Annotated in this window: 25 protein-coding genes; 8 read left to right on the top strand and 17 right to left on the bottom strand. The window is 39.6% G+C overall.

The features are described 5' to 3' along the window. Nucleotides 1-346: 346 nt before the first annotated feature. The 4 genes from AC3AQ9_RS03065 (at nt 347) to AC3AQ9_RS03050 (ending at nt 2264) form a co-directional block, all read left to right on the top strand. On the top strand, nt 347-931 hold the full coding sequence (locus tag AC3AQ9_RS03065) for a PepSY domain-containing protein (protein WP_488305980.1): 585 nt from the start codon (nt 347-349) through the stop codon (nt 929-931). A 459-nt stretch (nt 932-1390) separates the two neighbouring features. Next, a complete protein-coding gene (locus AC3AQ9_RS03060; RefSeq protein WP_488305979.1) occupies nt 1391-1567 on the top strand; it encodes a hypothetical protein in 177 nt (58 codons plus the stop codon). Between the two features lie 32 nt (nt 1568-1599). Next, nucleotides 1600-1860, top strand: coding sequence for a hypothetical protein (locus AC3AQ9_RS03055; protein WP_488305978.1), 261 nt, complete (start codon nt 1600-1602; stop codon nt 1858-1860). Then, nucleotides 1857-2264 carry a hypothetical protein gene (locus AC3AQ9_RS03050; RefSeq protein WP_488305977.1) on the top strand — a complete coding sequence of 136 codons (408 nt, stop codon included), beginning with the start codon at nt 1857-1859 and terminating at the stop codon, nt 2262-2264. The genes AC3AQ9_RS03055 and AC3AQ9_RS03050 overlap by 4 nt, the downstream gene beginning before the upstream one ends. A 513-nt stretch (nt 2265-2777) precedes the next feature. On the opposite strand, the gene sigJ is transcribed toward AC3AQ9_RS03050, so the two are convergent. The 9 genes from sigJ to AC3AQ9_RS03005 form a co-directional block, all read right to left on the bottom strand. Then, nucleotides 2778-3641: an RNA polymerase sigma factor SigJ gene (gene sigJ / locus AC3AQ9_RS03045; RefSeq protein ID WP_488305976.1), complete on the bottom strand. Its 864-nt coding sequence runs from the start codon at nt 3639-3641 to the stop codon at nt 2778-2780. 38 nt (nt 3642-3679) lie between these two features. Then, nucleotides 3680-4864 (bottom strand): NAD(P)/FAD-dependent oxidoreductase, encoded by a 1185-nt coding sequence (locus tag AC3AQ9_RS03040; RefSeq protein WP_488305975.1) that lies wholly within the window; start codon nt 4862-4864, stop codon nt 3680-3682. 437 nt (nt 4865-5301) lie between these two features. Continuing rightward, the gene (locus tag AC3AQ9_RS03035) at nt 5302-5502 is read right to left on the bottom strand and encodes a hypothetical protein (RefSeq protein ID WP_488305974.1); all 201 of its coding nucleotides are present in this window, start codon (nt 5500-5502) and stop codon (nt 5302-5304) included. Between the two features lie 129 nt (nt 5503-5631). After that, complete coding sequence (locus tag AC3AQ9_RS03030) at nt 5632-6177, bottom strand: hypothetical protein (protein ID WP_488305973.1); 546 nt, start codon at nt 6175-6177, stop codon at nt 5632-5634. A gap of 146 nt (nt 6178-6323) precedes the next feature. Continuing rightward, entirely contained in the window at nt 6324-6722 is a 399-nt protein-coding gene (locus AC3AQ9_RS03025; RefSeq protein ID WP_488305972.1) for a hypothetical protein, read from the bottom strand. A gap of 312 nt (nt 6723-7034) precedes the next feature. Further along, nucleotides 7035-7304: a hypothetical protein gene (locus AC3AQ9_RS03020; protein WP_488305971.1), complete on the bottom strand. Its 270-nt coding sequence runs from the start codon at nt 7302-7304 to the stop codon at nt 7035-7037. 759 nt (nt 7305-8063) lie between these two features. Next, the gene (locus AC3AQ9_RS03015) at nt 8064-9227 is read right to left on the bottom strand and encodes a mandelate racemase/muconate lactonizing enzyme family protein (RefSeq protein ID WP_488305970.1); all 1164 of its coding nucleotides are present in this window, start codon (nt 9225-9227) and stop codon (nt 8064-8066) included. A 169-nt stretch (nt 9228-9396) separates the two neighbouring features. Further along, complete coding sequence (locus AC3AQ9_RS03010; protein WP_488305969.1) at nt 9397-10134, bottom strand: GntR family transcriptional regulator; 738 nt, start codon at nt 10132-10134, stop codon at nt 9397-9399. 566 nt (nt 10135-10700) lie between these two features. Then, complete coding sequence (locus AC3AQ9_RS03005; RefSeq protein WP_488305968.1) at nt 10701-10916, bottom strand: hypothetical protein; 216 nt, start codon at nt 10914-10916, stop codon at nt 10701-10703. A gap of 280 nt (nt 10917-11196) precedes the next feature. Here AC3AQ9_RS03005 and AC3AQ9_RS03000 point away from each other — a divergent pair, with 280 nt between their 5' ends. The 4 genes from AC3AQ9_RS03000 (at nt 11197) to AC3AQ9_RS02985 (ending at nt 14445) form a co-directional block, all read left to right on the top strand. Further along, nucleotides 11197-11850: a helix-turn-helix transcriptional regulator gene (locus tag AC3AQ9_RS03000; RefSeq protein WP_488305967.1), complete on the top strand. Its 654-nt coding sequence runs from the start codon at nt 11197-11199 to the stop codon at nt 11848-11850. A 10-nt stretch (nt 11851-11860) separates the two neighbouring features. Then, entirely contained in the window at nt 11861-12235 is a 375-nt protein-coding gene (locus AC3AQ9_RS02995; RefSeq protein WP_488305966.1) for a RidA family protein, read from the top strand. A 67-nt stretch (nt 12236-12302) separates the two neighbouring features. Beyond that, nucleotides 12303-13406 (top strand): threonine synthase, encoded by a 1104-nt coding sequence (locus tag AC3AQ9_RS02990; RefSeq protein WP_488305965.1) that lies wholly within the window; start codon nt 12303-12305, stop codon nt 13404-13406. A 43-nt stretch (nt 13407-13449) separates the two neighbouring features. Beyond that, entirely contained in the window at nt 13450-14445 is a 996-nt protein-coding gene (locus tag AC3AQ9_RS02985) for a type II asparaginase (protein WP_488305964.1), read from the top strand. A gap of 641 nt (nt 14446-15086) precedes the next feature. Here AC3AQ9_RS02985 and AC3AQ9_RS02980 read toward each other — a convergent pair. The 8 genes from AC3AQ9_RS02980 to AC3AQ9_RS02945 all read right to left on the bottom strand — a co-directional run bounded on the left by AC3AQ9_RS02980 (nt 15087) and on the right by AC3AQ9_RS02945 (nt 22561). Then, nucleotides 15087-16034, bottom strand: a complete 948-nt coding sequence (locus tag AC3AQ9_RS02980; protein WP_488305963.1) for an LLM class oxidoreductase — start codon at nt 16032-16034, stop codon at nt 15087-15089. Nucleotides 16035-16116: 82 nt separating this feature from the next. Next, complete coding sequence (locus tag AC3AQ9_RS02975) at nt 16117-16470, bottom strand: hypothetical protein (RefSeq protein WP_488305962.1); 354 nt, start codon at nt 16468-16470, stop codon at nt 16117-16119. Between the two features lie 248 nt (nt 16471-16718). After that, the gene (locus AC3AQ9_RS02970; RefSeq protein WP_488305961.1) at nt 16719-17720 is read right to left on the bottom strand and encodes an LLM class flavin-dependent oxidoreductase; all 1002 of its coding nucleotides are present in this window, start codon (nt 17718-17720) and stop codon (nt 16719-16721) included. Between the two features lie 422 nt (nt 17721-18142). Continuing rightward, entirely contained in the window at nt 18143-19303 is a 1161-nt protein-coding gene (locus tag AC3AQ9_RS02965; protein WP_488305960.1) for an NtaA/DmoA family FMN-dependent monooxygenase, read from the bottom strand. A gap of 43 nt (nt 19304-19346) precedes the next feature. Then, nucleotides 19347-20387: an LLM class flavin-dependent oxidoreductase gene (locus tag AC3AQ9_RS02960; protein WP_488305959.1), complete on the bottom strand. Its 1041-nt coding sequence runs from the start codon at nt 20385-20387 to the stop codon at nt 19347-19349. A 104-nt stretch (nt 20388-20491) separates the two neighbouring features. Next, nucleotides 20492-21604 (bottom strand): tRNA 2-thiouridine(34) synthase MnmA, encoded by a 1113-nt coding sequence (mnmA, locus tag AC3AQ9_RS02955; RefSeq protein WP_488305958.1) that lies wholly within the window; start codon nt 21602-21604, stop codon nt 20492-20494. Nucleotides 21605-21734: 130 nt separating this feature from the next. Beyond that, complete coding sequence (ssuE, locus tag AC3AQ9_RS02950) at nt 21735-22280, bottom strand: NADPH-dependent FMN reductase (RefSeq protein ID WP_488305957.1); 546 nt, start codon at nt 22278-22280, stop codon at nt 21735-21737. 62 nt (nt 22281-22342) lie between these two features. After that, a complete protein-coding gene (locus AC3AQ9_RS02945) occupies nt 22343-22561 on the bottom strand; it encodes a DUF896 domain-containing protein (RefSeq protein ID WP_488305956.1) in 219 nt (72 codons plus the stop codon). Nucleotides 22562-22770: the final 209 nt, after the last annotated feature.

The raw sequence follows: 22770 nt of genomic DNA, 5'->3' as shown, positions 1-22770 counted from the left end.
CCGGCTTCGATTCTTCCCCAATAAATAAGATGGCCACAAAACGTTGATCAAAGCTTGTCCCCCAATCTATTTGGGAAAAGGTTGATTTCCAATTTCACTTTCATTGGAAAAATCCTTCATTGGCTCTCTCGGCTGTCCCGATGATGAAATCGCAGCCACTCGCCGATAAACTGATCCTTCTCTCGTTCACCTCTCTTCACCCCGGCAGCCCTTCCGACTCTTTTCCTTCAACAACACCTTAGATCTTTTAAGTCTGGTCTTCTCATCGTATTTTAATCTTCTACTCATATTCTTCTCATTTTCAAATGTTATTATTTTCATGAATAAAAATAAAGGAGGAAAAAATTTGAAGAAATATTTTTTAATCGGTTCAACAATAGCTCTTGCTGTTTCAGGCGCCGCAGTCGCAGGAGCTTCAAATGACAAAGTCATTGGTGAGCATAAAGAAGTATCCGCAGACCAAGCGCTTCAGGCAGCATTCGGGCAAGTCGAGGGATTTGTAAAAGAAGTGGAACTTTCCTTCGAAGGAAAAGAAAATCATTATGAAATTGAAATTGAAAGCAGTGTAGATGAGTATGAGTTTCACGTCGATGCTGCATCCGGAGACATTGTGTGGCAAGATCCGAAGAATGCATCAAAAGAAGTTAATACGGAGGACGCTAGTGAATCCCCTTCTTTTAAAGGCGATTCCCACTTAACTGAAATTGATGATGTGGCATCCTTTGAAGAATATAAAACAATTTCCGAACAGGTAAATACAGAGAACCTGACTTTCTACTTGGGTACTGACAATCGAGGAAATCGCGTCATGTTCTTGTTAGATGAAAACGGAGAAAAACGGTTTAAAACCATTTTTGTAAAATACAATGGCTACCTAAAAATCATTGATGTAGACGGCGGCGGAGAAGTTTACTACGGAAAGCTTAAATAAATAGCGCTGTTTTCCATAATCTCTTAATGTCAGCTAAGCTTTCAAAGAACCTAACTATCAAAACTGAAGCTAAAGCTCTTAGACCTTGAATGGCTTTTCGGGCGTTGTCGTTTAAAATCATGTGATAAAAGTAGATAAATGCAGAAAAAGGGGAAGAAATGCGAAATGAAAAGCATTTCTTCCCCTTTTTCATATGAATTTCACTTTCTCCTTATATAGTGAAGTTAAGTTAAAAGCCAAAACTTTTTCGGCTCCAACTGGCTTGAACATCCTGTTCTAAATGGAGGGAACTGGAAAAGGATTTACCTGAAGTTATCGCTGACCATAATCTCATTCACCGAATGAACATCGGGGAGGTTTCCTAGAAAAAAGCATCTGCTTTTCTTTTAGAGCAAGAATGGCAAACTTGACTGCCAGTAGTTAAAAGAAAAAGTGTATAAATAGAACGGAGGAAGAATGATGAAAATTGAAATCTTGCAGCCAACCATTGAACAGAAAAATGTTTTGCGGGACTTGCTGGAGTTGTACCAGTACGATTTCTCTGAATTCGAATCTGAAGATGTAAACAAAGACAGGGGTTACGGATACAGGTACTTGGACCGCTATTGGACCGCTCCCGGGCACTTCCATTTCTGATCAAAGCGGACGGGAAACTGGCAGGATTCGCTTTGGTACGAGAAATTGCTGTGATGGATTCGCTGCGTTCCTCCTATTACAAAATCAGCGAATTTTTCATCTTGAAGAAATCTCGCAAAGAAGGCATAGGCAAACACGCTGCATGTCATTTATTCGACCTCTTTCCTGGAGAATGGGAAGTGGCGGAACTGGAGACCAACCTGCCCGCCCAACGATTTTGGCAAAAAATGATTGAAGAAGCGGTAAATGTTATTTACAACGCTCTCTATCCTTCAAGGAGGTTTTTATTGTGAATAAAAGAAAGTGGATTAAATGGTTTGTACTTGCGGTTCCATTCTTATTGCTTTTGGCTTTTGCATGTTCCTATCTCCCCCATAAAGTTGTAAGCATCGAACCAACAAAGGTTTCTAAAATAGCAATTTCGGATGAGAACTCGATAAAATTAATAGAGATAACCGAAGAAAGCGAGATCAATCATCTTCTCAACAACTTGAATCAAACCACTTTTCAAAAAGGGACACCCTCAATCGGGGATATCGCATTTAGTTATCGAACCGTCTTTTTCGACGATAAAGGAGAAGCAATCCAAGACCTTACCATCAATTCAAGGGATACAATTAAGTATAAGGGGTTTTTCTATAAATCAAAAGATGAGGTGATCGCTTATGAATACATCGAGGAGTTAGTGAGAAAATAAATGAATCAAACGAACATAGGACGATAATTAGGCAAACTTTTTAAGTTTTTTAATTTTAAAAGCTTACTCCCTCCTCGGTGTCTCTTCCCTGAGTATTTCTGTTTTTACTTTTAATATAGCAAGAACTAAAACTGCTGCTGTAACATAATTGAATGTCCAAATGATTAACTATCATTTTCAATACTGCTCCAAAATTATAGTTGCTAGTCGGTAAGCAGTTTGTCCAGCAATCATTAAACTGAGCTACAAAGTTTATCTCTAAAGTTATAAAAGCCCACCACTTCAGCATGGCAAATGTCTGTTTTACATATAGCATTAAAATTATATATTGACGAAAATGAAAATCACAAAATTTCATCCACGTAATTCACAAGTGATATGCTCATTAACTAAACTAGCTGACACTATTAAGAATAAAAAGGAGAAAACATATGACATGCCTTCTCCTTCACTGCCTATGTGAGTATCAATATGATGAATAAGAAAAAACGAGTGGGTAAATAAGCCAGTTGGTTAATTTATGAAGGCTCTAAGTTTATCCGGATTTCTAATAATGTATATATTGCCGATCAATTCCTCTTCGATATGAACCAAAGCCACAGCTTCGATTCCCTGAGCTGAACGGATTACAATTCCATGCTGGCCATTCACTTCAAGAATTTCAAAATCAAGTATTTCCCCATCTTGATGAGCTTTACGCATCAAGCCAAATAGGAATCGGGTAACTGACTGGCGTGATTCAATAGGGTGGACAGCAGCAATTGCTTTTCCTCCTCCATCAGACACCAGGATAACGTCTTTGGACAGCATGGAGACTACCCCGTCAACATCGTCCTGTTCGAGAGCTTGCATGAACCCCCAAATCCACTCTTTGCTGGCTGCCGGGAAGCGGTGTGACTCTGGTGAATCCATCGGCAGTTTTCCTTTAGCGCGCTTAAAAATTTGTCGGCAATTCACTTCACTTTTTCCTACAATATCGGATATCGCTCCATACTCAAAACCAAATGCTTCACGCAGCACAAACACGGCTCTTTCCGAAGGGGACAACTTTTCGAGCAAAACGAGCAGGGCATATGATACCATTTCACCTTGGATGACCGGCTCAAGCAATTCGTCAGTAGAAGTGATAATAGGCTCAGGAAGCCATTCTCCATAATATTGTTCACGTTGCTTGCGTGCTGATTTCAAAAAATCCAAACAGCTATTTGTCACCATTTTGCACAAATAAGCTTTGGGTTCCGTCAATTTCTCCGGTTTAACTTCAAATAATTTTACGAATACATCTTGTACAGCGTCTTCAGCATCAGAAACGGAGCCGGTTATTTGATAGGCAAGCGTGAACAGAAGCCCTTTGTATTGCTCGAATAGTTCCTGCAAATTGAAATCCTCCTTCTTATTCTGCTTTTTTGATTAGTTTACTTGATTAAGCTTGCTGAATTCCATGTGAATTTTCTTAATTTCCATCCCAGCTTTCCTTTTACCACAATGTTGAGTCCTCCGAGGCCTATCCATGCCATTCCTTTATCCGGTCCTAAACTAAAACAGAAAAAATCCATGAAACCCTTATGCAAAGGAGCTTTTCGGCCTTGAATATCGGCTGCTACAATTTTCATCAATCGCGTTGCTTGGGCAGTTGCTTCCTTACATGTTTTACCGTCTTCTTGACCGTTAGATGGATCAATGATTCGGGCGCAATCGCCGATACTATAAACACCTGGTGCACCTTTTACCCGATAACTTGAATCCACTACCAGATAACCCTCTGGGGTGACGGGCAAACCAAAATTGCGCAATTGTGGATTAGGCAACAGCCCAAGTGTCCATATACACAGACCTACCGGCAGTTTTTCACCGTTAGTTAATAAGAGCATGCCCTCTTTTTCTTGAACGGCTCTTTTCTCATGAAGAATGGTTATGCCAGCATTGCTTAACCAATGCTCCAACTGGGCGCTCACCTTGGCTGGTCCAATTGAAAACAGCCTTTTTTGAGTATTAATCAAAATTATTTTCGCTAGTTTCGGATTTAATCCCATTTGCTTCGCATCTTCCTGAACCCGGTAGGCAAGTTCAGCCGACGTCTCGATACCACTGATGCCGGCTCCTGCAACAGCAATCGTCATCAGTCTTTGGCGCTCTTTCACATCTTTTTCCTGGCTGGCTTTTCGTAAATTTTCATGCCAGAATTTTCGAATCGTATTTGCATCTTCCAAATTCGCCAAAGTGATGCCGCCTTGCAATTGATCCGGTTGACGCACAATACTGCCCATAGCCACAACAAGGATGTCATAAATCAATGAAGTTTGATCGCCTTGGGCATTTTGATAGAAGAGCTTTTTAGTCTTAGATTCTACTTTTGTTACCTCGGCTTGGATGATTTCCACCCTTTCAGGAAACAAAGTGCTCAAAGGAACGGTAATATCCGTTTGACTGGCCGCTGGCTTAAAAAGCAAAACTTTTCGCAAATGGTAAAGATTTTTATCTAATAAATAGACTTTCAGCTTTTTCTTGTTTTTCAACTGTTTTGAGTACTTAAGCATTTCTTTTACTGCATTAATCCCTGCATATCCTCCTCCAACAACGACACAAGTTAATTCTGTCATAATTCTTTGCCTCCATTCTATTATTTATACATAGAACGATTTAGAAGCTTATTTTGTGACAAAATTAATTTCGCGAGCTCATTTGCTTTCAGAAAATGCTCACCCTTAACTTAATTTAGAATGAGCGTTTGAATTAATGGATAGAGGCACTTGTAACTGAAAGAGTCGGCTGATTAATAAAAAAATATTTTTTGTTATTCTCTCAAGAATTAAAATAATTAAAGAAATATCCCAGAATTATCAAAAGCTATGTAAATATAAAGGGAGAGAAGAGGCAGTTTAAAAGCATAGCTGCTGCAACCTCTACTCTCTTTTATATTCATGTTACTTCTGACAAGTGCTGATATGTAAACAGATTAACTCACCAAAAAAATAAAACGTAAATATTAATTAAGGAATCTCAATGGCCCTGCCTTTGATCTCCTGTATACAAAGAATTAATTAAATGCAGGTGCAGTGATCCCGGTCACTATTATTAATAATGATAAAGAAGCAATTATGATCGGCTTCATTGATGCTCCATCATCTTTCACTAAAGAAGCAATTGCATAAACCAATGAAAAAATAAAAACAAATGGCCAGATAAACCAAGTCCAATAATAGAATATCGCGATATCTTGCATTAAACCGATCAGCATACGATTCCCCCTTTCTCCCTTAACAGCCATAGCTATATTATTCCGACGATATGTAAACTGATTGAACTGCTTTACTGAAATTCTGCATAACTCCTGGAAATAGTAAACTTCATTTTAGCTATCAGAAGGCTAATGCAACCTATTAACCAATACAGCTTTTTCATTAATGAAAAAGCCTTCAAAATCAATCGTTTGTTCCTTCAATGCCCCTAAGTGACGATACTCAACAACAATAGCTTGGAAATCCTGGTTGAAGGTTTTATCTTTTAATACAACCTTAAATGCAATATTGTGGTGGCAGTTTTTAAACTCAAACCCCTGAACAGGAATAAGGCCTTTGCTTATTCCTTCTTCTATTACATATGCCTCTTCCACAACTCCTATCCTTTCATCTGTATCTATAAAAGGTGTTATCGAAACCTGTTTATTATTCGGTTGGTTAATCGTTCCATCCGTCTGGACAACATATACATTTTCAATAGTGGGGATGCCGTAGCCTTCAAAATAAAATTGATAACCAAAATAAATTGTTCCGTGTTCTTCCATCGCTGTTCTCAAAATGCCGCTAGAGGTTCCAAGTTCAAAATTGGAATGAGTTGATAGATAATAATAGACTCCTGAAAACATCATTACTAATGAAAGCAAAAGCACAAGTAGTCTTCTTGTTTTTCTCACTTTCTAGCCCTCCTTCACAATATGATGTTGTAAGGAAGCTAATTAAAAGCTTCTGATTTAAATCTCTTAAACTATTTCCCGAAGTATAATCCTTATTATTCCGACATCTAAACTGATACTTTTATAATTCTCAAAAATGAAAGGATTCATTCTTCTTTAACGTTAAGTGCTATATAAAAATCATCAACAATTGGATAAATATCTGGCTCTGTATAATAGTAATTGCCTTTTACTTCATTTAGAGAAAATGTAAGTATCATTTCTTCATTCTGATAAAGCGCAATAGCATATCTAAACCCTTCTCTATCTTCCTGATTTTCTTCCGGTATAAACTTGATCCCCTTTATTTCACTCAGGAAATTATCAATAACTTTTTTATCGTTAATAATCTTTTTAGCTCCTGTAGTACCATCAAGTATTTGGACTTTAGTTACATCATCAAGTTCTTTCTCATAAAATTCAGGAAGCGTTTTTGTTTCTAATCCGCATCCAGGTAAAAGAGAAAGAAATAATAACAAAGGTAGCAGCAGTTTTTGAGCTTTCATAATAACCTCCACATATTTTAAGACGTTATTAACTGGTCTTCTTCCCTATTTTTTCTATGTATTATTTTCAAGTGAGCTTAGTCTTCATAATTAGCAGTATATCCTATGCAATCTAAGTCAAATTTTCTTATCCGTTCGTAAAAGTACATGATTACGACCAAAGAGAAAATCTGCTGATTCTTGAACCGCTGCTCTTCATTAGAATCGGGTCCTTAGTTAGTAAAAAGCTTACTAAATCGGAATTTCGCGTAACCTAAAATCCGCTGAAAGGTGAAAATCTTTCCTAATTCTTCTTATCATGCTTTTAGAAATTTAATTAGAGAAATAAGCGTAAGCCAACAATGCAATATAAAATAAAAGGGGCAAAAAGCTAATCATTAATCCGATCTTCACCGTTTTTTTTATGAAGGAAAGAACCGCTCCAACCACCCAGACAGCAATTGGGATAAGCCAGTTAGGATACGGATAAGGATTCTCCGTAAAATTCTCTCCAATTCCACCTGAAGCAAAAAAGGTGGAAAGAGAAATTACAAGAAAACCGGTCACCAACAAGTGACAAATTCGATATAGTTGAAAGCCCATTTCTATTCCCTTCTTTCTATGTTTTGCTTTCTAAATGCCATTATTGAAGCATCCATTTGTCTTGTTATTCCATCATTCGGAAGATGCTTTTTTATTGCCGTTATTACATCTACTCCCACCTCTGTCAATCCTAAGCTTTCAGTCTTCTTTACAGCGAACATAACGAATCCCTGCTATCGCCACGAGTTCTCTTCTTTAACCACGCGTCTATTTCCTTAAATAGGTAATTCGCCAAATTCCCCTATATTCCTTTATATAAGTCACCCCGTTCTTTCCAAACCATTCATTAAAGTACACTCATACGAAAGAAAAAAGGAAGAGACTTTTTATTAAGTCTCTTCCCTACCGATAAACTTCATATGTAAACCAACTATCCCTCTAACTACACGTCATTAGGATGTTTCCCTTAACCCGTATTTGTAAATCATCTGGAATTCAAAGCTCTTACTCGGCATAAATCAAACGCCCCTCCCATTCAAATATAAAAGGTGTTAACCTATAAAATTTTATATTCATTGTTGAAAATGAAACATTGAAATGCAAGGGGAGAAACACGCTCATTACAGGAAGAAAATTGTCACCCATGAATTTGCTGATTACAGCTTCATTCAAACACGAAAGCAATGGAACTAAAAAAGCGATGATACTGATACAATGATTAAACCACTGTATCAATATCATCGCTTTGGAACAAAAGCTTTTTTAAAAATTATCCAAAAGTCAGGGCACATTCAAAAAAATCATCGTTCTTGTCATACATTATTCAGCCACCGAACGAAGCAAATTAATCAACGGTGCTTTGGTCTCAAAACCTATTCCTGGAACATCAGGCAACCCGACATACCCATTTTCAACCGGAATATCATCGGCAAATCCACCGAATGGTTCAAAAATTCCCGGGTAAGATTCATTTCCACCAAGACCTAGTCCTGCTGCAATATTCAGCGACAATTGATGCCCTCCGTGCGGAATGCAGCGGCGAGAAGACCATCCGTGTTCCTTTAACATCTCCAATATTCTCATATACTCCACAAGCCCATAACTTAATGCACAGTCAAATTGCAGATAATCCCGGTCCGGTCTCATGCCCCCGTAGCGAATGAGATTTCGCGCATCCTGCATGGAAAACAAATTTTCCCCAGTAGCCATCGGGTTTTTATAATGCTTGGAAAGTTCCGCCTGAAGCTCATAATCCAACGGATCTCCTACTTCTTCATACCAAAACAGATTATAGGGCTCTAACTTTTCTGCATACCGGATCGCTGTCTCCAAATCAAAACGTCCGTTTACGTCCACCGCCAGTGATTGCCCAGATGGTACCACGTCCAGTACGGCTTCAATTCTTCTAAGGTCTTCTTCTAAACCGTTCCCGATTTTCATCTTCACAACTGAATACCCCAGGTCCAGATAGCCTTTCATTTCTTCTTGAAGCATTTTATCGTCTTTTCCTGGCTGATAGTAGCCGCCTGCCGCGTATACAAATACTTTGTCATCCGGCTTTCCATCTCCATAACGATCGGCCAGCAGTTGATAAAGCGGCTTCTCTTCTATTTTTGCAACGGCGTCCCAAACGGCCATATCAAGAGTTCCCACCGCGACTGACCTTTCCCCATGGCCGCCTGGTTTTTCACCTGTCATTAAAATATCCCAAATTTTATGAGGATCAAAATTTGATCCCTCATCATTTAAAATATCATTTGTTTCCGCTTCTAATAAACGAGGGATAAACCGTTCGTGAAGCAGTCCGCTTGGAGCATACCGGCCATTTGAATTAAAACCATACCCTACCACTCGTTTACCATTCTTAAACACATCCGTTACGATGGCTACAACAGAAACGTTCATTTTTGAAAAATCAATATAGGCATTGCTGATACTCGATTGAATTGGTACTGCTTTTTCTTTGATATCAATGATTTTCATCTTAATACCGCCCCTTTCGTGTATTTCATTTGTTTAAAGTATAATTAATAAATACATTAACGTCAATATAAAGCTTAAAAATAATTAAAAATGCCATTTTAGCTTAATAATAAATTTTTTAATTTCTATGCACATAAAAAAGACGCTTCTTATTCAGAAACGTCTTCCATTATTTTTTCATTTTATTCATTGGCTTGCTTTCGATAATCCCCAAGATTTCCTGCCCTCCCCGATGCCTGTGGGAATGCATGAGGAGTTGAGCCGCTTTGCTGTCTTGGGCTCGCATGGCAGCTACTATTGCCCGATGTTCCTTAATGGACCGAACAGGAAGCTTTCGTTCATTAATGGTAAACAACCTCGCCCGATACAATTGATCAGAATGACTGTCCATTATATTTTTCAGCCGTTCATTCCGGGAGCACTCAACGATTAAATTATGAAATTGGTTATCAACATCTAAATAAGCCTTTAAATTATTTTCATTCAGGTGCTTTTCTTGTTTCGCAATAAGGGAATCCAGAATTTCAAGATGCTCTTCGTCAATGTTCAATGTGGCTAACTCAGCTGCCACTCCATCTAGCGCTTCAGCAATTTGACAAATTTGCTCAATATTTTCTTTTATGATGGGTTCAACACTAAACCCCTTTCGAGGGATTAACCTAATCCAGCGATCCATCTCCAATCGAATCAATGCTTCACGAACCGGCGTACGGCTCATTTCCAGCATGTCGATAATTTCACGTTCCAAAAAAGCCTCATTAGGTTGAAGCTGTAGATTTCGGATCGCTTTTTGAATTACTATATAAGCTTGTTGAGGCAAACGATCTTCGTTTGTTTCTTCTTTATATAGCAATAAGGTCTTCTTTAAAGCAGTGTGATCGCTGCTTCGTTTATCTTTTTCCTTCATGAGATTCACCAAATTTCAACTTATTAAAAGTACCGGTATGGAATAAATTATATCAGATTTCCACCTAAATGAGCGCGGTTTTAAATGTAACTACTATGGTGCACTTTAATGCTTTATAAAGAAGCTTTCTTGTTTGTAATTTTCTCCGGCGTTAAAGAGTAAGCTTTTATCTACTTTTCATAATTTTGGCCACGCTGATCTTCCACTGCAACTATCCCGCAAGTTCTAAGACGTTATTATTTCCTCTTTGGACTTGAACGCTATAAACCTTTAGAGGAAAAACGTCTTTAGAAATAAAACCGTTAAAAAAGTACACATTTACGACAAAAATGAAGAGACGCTTGAATCAGCCTCTTCTCTTCTATTTAATAGCTGAGGTTTCTTCGTTAAATAGGTATTTCACGAACAAATAAAAACGAGAAAAGAAAAATGGCCTATATATGGCCAATTCCTTTTCTCTATTTTTTACAGTTCAAACATATTTAATCAGGTTAGTTGTTTGCCCTTGTCGCTGTTCTTACCGCCGATTCCTGTGTTCTTCTTTCTCAGGAAATATTTATTCTTTTTTAAAACTTATTTAGAATCTGCGTTGCCCAGTAATAGAACCATCCCATCCCGGCACAGACGATTCCGATTCGCACAATGAAAAATGGCATTCTAATAATCTTGAGCATTCCACCCACCAGCAAAGGCAGAAGCATGCAACCTGCCGCCAATATGCCAATAAATAACGCCATCCTGTCAATGACACCCGTATCAACTTGAGAAAAATCGATCTGCATCTTTTTCCACGCCTCCCGCTTATATATATCGGGAGAAGCAATCCATTTATTTAGCTGCCATTATACTGATGTTCATTATTTTTCTGCTGTGCAAATAATCCCTCATATGTAAACTAAATTTTACGACCTAGTATCCTAAGGAGCATACTATTCATTTTGAGTTGGTTTTCTCCGCCTATAATGAGTTTTCTAATTATATATAAAAAATTATATATAATTTGATTTTACATAGAAAAAAATATATATTTGAATAGAATTTTAAAAAATGGGGTTGTTAGAGATGACAGAAATCAAGCGTATATTAGAAAGTTATATTCCTTTAGCCAAGTCCACCGCAAAAATGTTCGGGCCGAACTGTGAAATCGTGATTCATGATTTAACGAACCCTCATGCTTCCGTCATGTTTACCGTTAACAATCACGTTACAGGCAGAGAAATCGGTCAATCTTTCGATCACTTGGTGAAAACTGTATTGCAATCCGAACATTTTAAAGAAGATCATCTTGCGGGTTATTCATTCAAAACAGAAGACAATCGCACCATTCGTTCTTCAACTTCATTGATCCGGGATAACGAGCAAAAAGTCATCGGCGCGTTCTGTATCAATTTTGATGTGGAAGCACTGAATCAAATGCAGCACTTTATGGATGCGCTTCTTTCTCCACCAGTCGATGTGCAAGAAAATCGAACTCCTTCGTCAGAAGATGAAATTGAGAATGTGGAAGGAATAGTGGATCAGCTGATCCAGCAAATCATTCAAAACAGTGTTCATCCCGTCATGAAACGCCATGAAAAGATTGAATTAATAAGATTTATGGACGAGAAAGGCATTTTTCTCATGAAAGGGTCGGTTGAGAAAGTCGCCTCTTTGCTGGGCATTTCTAAAGTAACGGTTTACAGCTATTTGGACGATATCAAAACTAAATCAAGTTAAGGAGAATTACATGAAAAGTCTTTTTGAAGTAGGAAATTTAAAATCCAACGGCCACTATGCATTGGCCACCATCCACGAGAACACGGTCTACGTATCGGGCCAGTTTGCCATTAACCCAGAAACCGGTGAAAAAGAATTTGGCACGATCGAAGAAGAAACGTTAAAAGCGCTGAAGAATGTAGAAAAGATAGTGGAAGCAGCTGGAAGTAAAAAAGAGCAGATTTTGCGCATGACGCTGTATATTCCAGATGTGCAGCTTTGGAGTAAAGTGGATGGCGTCTATAAAGCGTTTTTTGGTGAATCCAAACCGGCTCGGACCGTTGTTCCGACCAACGAACTGCACTTTGGCTTTAAAATTGAAGTGGAAGCCATCGCCTATATCTAATTTTTTTTACTTATATCATATAAAAAAGTCTATATTATATAAAAAAGTATTGAGAGGTTGATAAAAGATGACTCAATTTAGTTGCAATAGCTGCAGTAGAAAATACGATGTGACGCCTTCTCTATGGAGATGCGAATGCGGAGGAGTATTAAATATAGCAAAAGACACCCCTAAAATTGATGTCAGCTCTTGGAACAACTACCCGAATTCTTTGTGGCGTTATTTCGAAACCATGCCCTTTGCAAAAGATTCCAACACATGGAAGTCTGTGACAATGGGTGAAGGCCAATCACCTTTAATCATGTTGGATCCTGCAGAACCGAATGTGTATGTAAAAGTTGATTATATGATGCCTACCTTATCCTTTAAAGACCGAGGAGCCGCTGTTTTGATGACAAAGGCAAAAGAATTAGGCGCAACAAAGGTAATTGCCGACAGCAGCGGGAATGCTGGAACAGCCATTGCCGCGTATGCAGCCCGCTGTGGGATTCCGTGTGACATTTATTTAAGTGATGAGACTTCACCGAAGAAAATTGCTCAAGTCAAAGCGCACGGCGCCATGATCAAAGAGATCCGCGGTACACGGGAGGATGTTGCAGCTGCGGCACAGCAGGCTGTGGACGACGAAAACGTGTTCTATGCCAGCCATGTGTACAATCCTTATTTTTACGAAGGCACGAAAACCTATGCTTATGAAATTTATGAACAACTGGCAGGTGCGCCAGACGCTTTAATAATTCCGGTTGGCAATGGCACCCTTCTTTTGGGAGCGTATTATGGCTTTAAAGAGTTGCTCGAAAATGGCTTAATCGATAGAATGCCGAAAATCGTAGCCATTCAAGCGGACAATTGTGCGCCTCTATCGAAAGCCTTCCGAACCGGCGAGGAATCCGCACACCCTGTTACGAATACAGGAACTTTAGCGGAAGGCATCGCCATTGCTGCCCCTGCCCGTTCAGAGCAAATTTTAGAAGCTGTACGCAATACTGGTGGCACCTTTATTAATATTGAAGAAAACGAAATCCTGAGCGCACGTGCTGCCCTGAGTGACAAAGGATTCTATGTGGAAGTAACATCAGCAGTAAACTATGCGGGCTATCTCAAGTACGCAAAAATACCCGAAGAAAAAATAATCATCCCTCTTTGCGGTGCAGGGATTAAATCAAAATAACCTTAGAAGGCCGGCTCGGTAAAAAACATTGAGGAGCGATAGCATGAAAGACAAGTCAACTATCAAAATCATTGCAACTGGCGGAACTATCGCAGGGGCTGGCAGCTCACGTACCATGACGAAAGGTTACAAGCCCGGCGCTCTTCCTATCGAAGAATTACTGACGGCAGTTCCTGATTTGGCAGATGTTGCGAACATACAGTTCGAGCAGCTGTTCAACATTGATAGCGTTGATATGACAACCGAGCGGCTTCTGGCACTGGGCAACTATGTGAATGAAACGTTGGCGGATGAAGAAATAGACGGCGTTGTGATCACGCATGGGACAGATACGCTGGAAGAAACGGCTTATTTTTTGCACTTAGTAACAAAAAGCCATAAGCCCGTCGTCATTGTTGGAGCGGTCAGACCCGCAACAGCCATCAGTGCAGAAGGCCCACTGAACATTTACAATGGCGTTAAAGTCGCGTGCAATGAACAATCATCTGGAAAAGGTGTACTGGTTGTTCTTAATGACCGCATTGGGTCTGCGCGTTTTATCACGAAAATGAATACCACCACAGTAGATGCGTTCAATGCCATGGAACATGGTAACATCGGTTCGATCGTCGGAGGAGAAGTTTACTATTTCTATAAAGATATTGCACATCTCCATACGGTTGAAACCGCCTTCGACGTAAAAATGGCCAATGAATTGCCCAAAGTATCAATCATCTATGCGCATCAAGGCGACGACCGGTTTTTATATGATGCAGCGGTACAAGCCGGCGCAAAAGGAATCGTCGTAGCTACGGCTGGTGGCTATACCCTTTCTGCACAATCACAGGCTGGAATTCAGGATGCGTTAAATAGCGGAGTCTCTGTTATACGGTCTTCACGGCTCCCTACAGGAATCGTAAGCCGTACTGAGATGGACAATCAACACGGTTATATCGTTTCTGGATCACTAAATCCCCCGAAGGCACGGATTCTTCTAATGTTGGCATTGAGCTTAACAAATGAAAAAAATGAGATTCAAAAGTATTTCCATCTATATTGAGTTTTTAAAAATACCTAAGAATAATAAAATATAGATTGAAACAGACATTTTTAGGAATGCCGTTCGTAAAATTGCATTTTTATAAACAAAGAGGGAGAGAAGATGGTAAACAAATCGCATCTTCTCCCCCTTTCTATTTAGTCAGCTACCGATAATCTGCTGATATGTCAACTAAGATTCAAATGAATTTTTCCTAGTTTACCTCCATAATTCATGTTTCAAAAGAGAATAGAAAATAAATTCTTCTAAGAAGCTTACCTCTTTTAATGTATAGTCGTTTTTTTGCTCATCGGAGATATAATAATTAAAATATTTAATCTAATATCACAATTTAAAAAAGGGGGGACTGTATTCTAAAAGTGGGTTAGTAACGTATAAAGAAAAATTACCGGGCGCTCTTGAAAGATCCAAGTTTATAGCAAGAAAAGCGTCTTCATAAAAAAACGGACTTTACATTTTGCTAGATACAACCAACCAAAGAGATGCGAGTATATCATTTACTGCAACCACAAATGAATGAAGTCCAAATTAAAAAACATGAACCCGGTGGAAGGAATACCGGACTCATGTCCAACAAGTAGCTTAAATTCAGAGTCTCATTTTGGGGGAGCAGCACCTGTTTGGTTTCTAGATGTCCCTTTTTAAAATTTATGTGCAGGAAAATGCGGAAGCACATATTCCCCCAATTCCTCCATCACTTCTTCCGCAGGGCGTGTTCCGTGTTTCAACCCAAATATCACATGATTCACGCCCGCATCCTCATAGGCCCGCAGGTAATCGATTAAAAATCGATACCCCGCCCTAAACCCGCCTTGTATCGGTTTAGGTGCTTCGTTTGGATTCTCGGATAAGTCAATAGCCAAAGCCTGGACAAAGGGTTTGAATTCACCGGCCGCTTGTCGCCATTTATTCACCAGTTCGCGCTGGTCATTGACGCCTTGCGAATAAAACAGCCAACCATCTGTATGCTCGGCTAACCACTCAATCGTTTGGCCGGAATACCCGGTTCCCAGAAGGGGAATGTCGGATAAAGTGGGTTTGGGAACAATATCGCCTTGCTCCAAATTCACTCGCTTCGTCTTTATTTTCGGAAACGGCTCTTTCCACACTTTTTTCATGACTTCTATCGACTCTCTGAATAACGCTGCGCTTTCGGCAGGATCCACTTGGAATGCGGGAAATTCAATGGGCCGGTCACCCGTCGCAACTCCCAATAAGAAACGCTCTTTTGATATTTTGTCCAGGGAAGCCGCTGACTTCGCTACGTGAAGCGGGTGACGCAACGTCGTCACAATACTCGCCGTACCCAGTGCGATTCGATCCGTATGTGCCGAAACATACGCCAGCAATATCCAAGGGTCATAAAAAGCACCTACATCGCCAAAGTTCGCATCGTAAAGGGGTGCATCTCTTACGAATAAGGAAGCGAAACCCAGGTTTTCTGCCTTTTTGGCAAGTAGCATCTGCTCTTCCAGATTAAAAACAGGAAAGCTTCCCGTGTACGACTCTAACGGAAAGGTGAGTCCCAGAGTTAAACGGCGGTCCGAAAATGACCGCGCAAAGCCTTTATGCGATTGGAATTTATCCATATATTTATTCTCCTGCCACATCCTCGTAACATAAATATCTTGTCACGAGGAAATTCGATTTCATTAAATCACTCACTCAAACTCATAACAATTCCTTGGCCAACAACCGATAGACATCCAGGCGTTTTTCTTGGGCATGGGGAATACTGACAATCATCGCTTCATCAAATCCATATTGTTGTTGCTCTTTTTGTAAGAGCATCGCAATTTCTTTCGCAGCCCCCACCAAATGGATTTTACGGTTATCTTGAATGATCATGCGATCCATTTCCGTCAATGGATAATCACTTGCTTCCTCAGGTGTCAAAACCGGTGCCATCTTTCCCTTCGTAAACAGTAAACGCCATATATCTTGAGGCTTTGCTTCGAATTCAGCTTCCTCTTTTGTTTCAGCGGTTGTCACCATATAGGAAACATTGATTTCGTACTTATCCATCTAAGTGCTAAATTCTATCCACTCCATTTGAGATGAATGCTTCCCCAGACACAGGGCAAATGATTTGTCGACTGTTATTAGGATGCTATTTATTTTTTAAAAAAGCTCGGCTATCACAATATCCCGGATAAATGTATACACTCCATTAATACTAAATCCATATGTAAGGTATAAATGTCTCCGAATTCGGGTGAAATCGTTGTCCATCATTTAAGCCAATCTTATTCTCCGGTTCTGTACTATCTGAGTTAAAACCAGAGATCAGCGAGCAGCTCCATCGATCGCTTCCTATCTTCCGGATCGTAGGTGTATGTCACAACAATCAGTTCATCCGCTCCACTGTCCTCAGCAAATTCTTCTAATCTCTTCCGTACGGTTTCCGGTGAACCGACCGCTTTAAGACTAAACATCGATTCCATACGTGCCCTTTCCTGTTCTGTCCCTAATTCTTCGGGATCCACAGGTGGCTGCAATAAGAGTTTTTTTCCAGTTTGCATATTCCATAACATTTGCTGTGTCGTGGTCCAAATTCTCTGCGCTTCCTCATCCGTTGGAGCAACAACCACGTTAATGCCAGCCATCACATAAGGTTCTTCAATTTGTGCCGTCGGTGCTGTCGATTTGAATGCCGAGCGATACAGATCAATCTTCTCTCTGTAATTGTCTGGAGTGAAATGTGAGGCAATAGAATAAGGCAAACCCAGTTGACCAGCAATCGAGGCGCCATTCACACTTGAGCCTAAAACCCATATGGGTACATTCGTGCCTGTCCCTACATTAGAAGTTACAAGTACACTATGCGCCAAGCCTTCATCACTGAACCAGCCTATGAGATCATAAATCGAATCAGCAAAAGATTGGGGGTCACTACCAGAACGAGTAAGCAGCTGAGCCGTCTGAGCATCGGTGCCTGGAGCCCGTCCAAGCCCTAAATCAATTCGATTAGGAAACAATTGGGCAACTGTGCCAAAATTTTCAGCTACCTGTAGCGGAGCATGGTTGGGCAGCATAATACCGCCAGAGCCCACACGAATTCTTTCCGTCACCTGCGCGGCCAGGCCAATCAAATTGGAAGTGGCCATGGATGCCGAAACTATCATATTATGGTGCTCTGAAAACCAGAGACGTTTAAACCCAAGCTTATCTACCAGTTGAGCCGCTTCTAAAGCTTGCTCCAATGCTTCCTTTATCGTTTGGCCTTCTGATACACTGACCAGATCAAGCACGTTTAATGGTATATTTTTTTTCATTTTATGCACCTCTATATTTTTTTGTATTGTCTATTCGCTTCCTACTACACATTATTGTAATTTTTCATTAGCCTCGGCTTCTGTTCTTCCAACGATGATTTACTGTGTTGGCATAATCAACAGGTCTTCCGGTGCCCGTCCTGTTAGGGCTACTCTTCGTCTTAGTTCCCCACTGAATTGTTTGGCATAATTAAAATCACCCCCATTTACAAGTACTCCTGCACCTATAATTTCATTATGATTCAATATCAGCTATGGATTTTCCCAATAGCCTCAGCACGAAATTGTCTACTTCAGTGGTAAATCGTATGGGAATTTCTGTATAAGAAGCTGTTCATTCTTATGGCCTTAATCGTTCCACTAATAAAATGAGCAACGAGATATTCTTTTTCCTCACCCGCATGTATTTTGATATTGGAATATTAGTCTTTAAGGAAAACTGCTTTTAATCCCCTATTTTCACTTTCAAAAAATCCACGTTCTGGATTAGAAATTTCTAAATTTCCTCTTAACGTATTAGACTCATATTCTGTACGGAAAATGCCTCTATCCTGTAAAATTGGAACGACTAAATCAACGAAATCTTCTAAAGCTGTTGGATGCTCTTGTTGAACCAACAACATATCCATGGCCCCCGCTTCATACCATTCCTGAATTTGATTGGCGACTTTCTCGGCCGAACCGAAAAATAAAGGTTTTGGTATTCTATACTGAGGGATTAAACTTTCCAATTCCCGGAACTTTTCTTCGGCTTCTTTTTCAGTCCGACCAACAAGCACTTGCTGTGGAACTGCAACAACAAAGTCCTCAGGAGATCGTCCTTCTGCTGCTACTCGTTTTTTAATTTCTGTCGTCATTTCTTTTGAATAATCAAGTGATTGACCAAGGATAAAGGCCCCATCCGTATACTTCGCAGCATTATCCATAAAGTTGGAAGACGATCCTGCCGTGAAGAGTACCGGTCTGCCTTGGATCGAACGACTAAGATTCAATGGACCATCTACTGAGAAATAATTCCCTCGATAGTTTAAAGGATGCATTTTTTGTGGATTAAAATAGATTCCATTTGCTTTATCACGTATAAACGCATCATCTTCATATGAATCCCATAATCCTAAGACAATCTCCATAAATTCTTTTTGCATCGGGTACTGATCTGCTTTTGTTAGATGCCCTCTGCTATAATTAACCATTCCTCCCGGATTGGAGGTAATCGCATTTAGGGAGGCCCGACCTTTGCTGATTTTGTCGAGGGATAATATCTGTCTCGCAGCAGTAAATGGATCTCCATACGACGCAGCAATTGTTGCTGAAAGGCCAATATTCTTAGTAACCATACTGAGCGCTGACATGATGCTGACGCCTTCAAACATGCTCAAATAATGTGGTATGTTTCCCGGCCCAACATGGCTGACATCGATTAAAAACAACGTATCAAATTTTGCTTTTTCTGCAATTTTTGCTTGTTTTACATAGTAATCGATATTTTCACTCGCATCAGCAGGCATGTCAGGGTGTCGCCAACCCATATAGTTATACCCAACACCTTCAATAATCGCGCCCATTTTTAATTTTTTTCTCATTGATTTACCTTCTTTCTATACTTTCTTAAATTATTGCGATCATCTATTTTGTTTTTATATTTAAAAATTCCTCTGCAAGCAAATCATAGGCCTTTAAACGACCTTCTTGTTCCCCATAAAAATCAACAATCATAATTTCATCCACTAATGTCTCTTTTGCCAAATCTCTTAATTTTTGTGCGACTGTCTTTATGCTGCCAATGATAAAACGTTGTTTATTGTGGTTACATGCAGCTAATTCCGCATTGCTATATTTATGGTTCGCTGCTTCTTCAGGCGATACAACAGAACGATCGCTGGAGCCTGTAACCATTCTTGCCCATAGTAATTCCATTGGGCCTGCTAGATATTTTGCTTCTTCCTCTGTTTCTGCTGTAATAACGGGGATCGATAAAATGCTTTTTGGTTCTTTCAAGTATTTAGACGGCTCGAATTTTTCACGATAAGAACGAAGAACTGGGACGGCTAATTCTGGCGATAAATGCGCCGCAAAAACATAACCAAGTCCTTTTTTTATGGCAAACTCTACTGCTCCAAAACTAGAGCCTAACATAAAGATATCTGGCGTTAACGACGAATCCCCTGTTAATTTAATCGACGAGTAAGGATGTCCTTTAGGGAAATCCCGAGAAAAAAATGAAAGAAGGTCATCTAATTGGTCTGGAAAATTATCCTTCATCATAATTTCCCTCGTGCGATGTAATGCCAATGTAGTCATTCCATCTGTACCAGATGCTCTCCCCAGTCCGAGATCCACTCGACCTGGATGTAAAGCCTCTAATAATGTGAAGTTTTCCGCAACTTTAAGAGAACTGTAATTTGGTAGTAAAATTCCTCCTGAACCAACGCGTATATTTCGAGTATTTCCAGCAGAATGTAAAGCTAATAAATCCGGTGATGTACTGACTATGTGTTCCGAATTATGATGTTCTGTAAACCAATACCTTGTATAGCCGAGTTTATCAGCTAATTTAACCACTTCTGTCGAATTTTCAAGGACCTCAGTAGGCGTAATGCCATGATAAACATAGGCGAAGTCTAAAATAGACAATTTTAAATTATCTTGTACTGATACATTTGCCATAAAATAAATCTCCTTAAGTTAACTTTTTTAAAAAATAATGTACTATAAAATGTTCTTCTTTCGATCAAACCCTGTTAACAAATTGAGGAATCCTAGAATCTTCTTTATCCTACAGATAGTACTTGAACACCATTTTTAAATATTTGATCGATTGTTCCCCCACCCAGGCACACATCTCCATCGTAAAATACAACCGCCTGTCCTGGTGTAACAGCTCGGACCGGCTGATCAAACCGGACATCTACCTTGCCGTTTTCTAAAATGGTCACTGATACATTACAATCTTCTTGGCGATAACGGAATTTAGCTGTACAGTCAACTGTTTCTTTTACTTGGTCTGGATTTATCCAGTTAACGTCTGTGGCAATCAATCCATCTGAGTAAAGATGTTCATTATGAAACCCTTGTCCGACATAAAGCACATTCTCTTCTATGTTTTTGCCGACAACAAACCATGGTTCACCCGATCCGCCAATACCAAGCCCTTGACGCTGACCAATCGTATGATACATCAGACCATCATGACGCCCTTTTATTACACCGTCCAGTGTTCTCATTTCCCCTGGCTGTGCAGGTAAATATTCACTTAAGAATTCCTTGAAATTCCGTTCACCAATAAAGCAAATGCCTGTTGAATCCTTTTTCATGGCAGTTGCCAAACCGTGTGCTCTTGCTATTTCCCTAACTTCCGACTTTTGCATATGGCCGAGAGGGAACATGACTTTCGAGAGCACATCCTCAGTCAGCTGGTTGAGAAAGTACGATTGGTCTTTGTCACCATCTGCCCCGCGGAGCATTTCAACCCGTCCATCGACTTCTTTCACTTGAGCATAATGCCCTGTAGCCAAATAATCTGCGCCAAGGGATTGTGCATAATCGAGAAATGCCTTAAATTTAATCTCTTTATTGCACATCACGTCTGGATTTGGCGTCCTGCCAGCTTTGTACTCATCTAAAAAGTACGTGAACACGTTATCCCGATACTGCTTTTCAAAGTTAACCGAATAATAGGGGATATCAAGCTGGTTTGCCACACGGACAACATCGTCAAAATCTTCCGTCGCTGTACAGACACCAAACTCATCTGTATCATCCCAGTTTTTCATGAAGACGCCCACCACATCGTAACCTTGCTCTTTCAGCAACAAGGCAGCAACTGACGAGTCGACTCCTCCGCTCATCCCGACTACAACTCGGATATCTTTATTGTTTTTCATCGTATTGTTCACATCCCTTATGAGATCTATTATCTTGCCATGACTTCCCACGCGATTTTAACAGCCTCTTCATAATTTTTGCTGTATGAATAACTTGGAATTGATACGTATTACTTATAAATGATTTCAGCTAGTAAGTTTGTTGAAATGACGAATTGTTTACTAGCTCAATAAAGTAATGAAGTTGCCTTTTTGTCCGCCGTAAAATAGCTTCATCGATAATTGGAATTTCGCTCTGTTTTTCAATTTGTTTATCTTGAAAATATAGTCCTTTTAGATTGTGAGCTTTTAATGATGCCAAGACCGGCTTTAATGCATAATCCAGTGCCAGTTGATGTGATGGACTCCCGCCAGTCATTAATGGAAGCACTGGTGTATGTTTTAATACATCTTGTGGCAGTAAGTCAATCAACGCTTTTAATACACCTGAATATGCACCTTTATAGACCGGCGATCCAATAATGACACCTTTCGCATCTTGGAGTAGTGCAGAGATTTGTTGAATCTCAGGACTATCGTATTTTCCTTCAAATAGAACTTCCCCTGATACATCCTTAACTGAAATGTGTCTTATTGAAAGTCCTTCCTGCTCGAGCAATGTCCCCAAGTAGTTAAGAACTTTCTCAGACCTTGAATTCTCAGATGGACTTCCTGAAATAATAACAATGTCACTCATAGTTTTAATCCTCTCTTTTGGTAACTGAATTTCCTTTTTCCCATCTTTTTGCAAAGGGTATTTCATTCTTTTGATTTTAAATTACGAACTTTTTCTGGCGTTACATCATTCCCGAGTGAATCTTGAACCTTCAACCCAGAGAATGTATCAATAACCTGTCCGCGAATTTCTCGTAAATAATCTTCACGGAGCACTTGTTGTTCAACTTGTTCAACATTTGTTAAACCTTCAGTGCGCTGCTTCTTTGCCAATTCATTAATGCGCGGTAAGATAGCAATCACTTTTATCCCTCGTTTCTTAATCTTGATTTACGTATAGTTCAAACAATCTTGCGTTCTAAGTAAGTTCGTCCATATTTCTATAAACATCGAAATATAAATTGAAAAATACCTAGGCAGTAAATCTATTTCGATAGTTCTACAGATATGAAAATAGAGAAAGTAACTTCGCTTTTAAATAAAGAATAGGGTTTAACATTTTTATTTCTACA

The organism is Planococcus sp. VCh962 (assembly GCF_057748275.1).
Note: the sequence above shows the minus strand (reverse complement) of the source record. Positions and strands in the feature narration are given on the sequence as shown.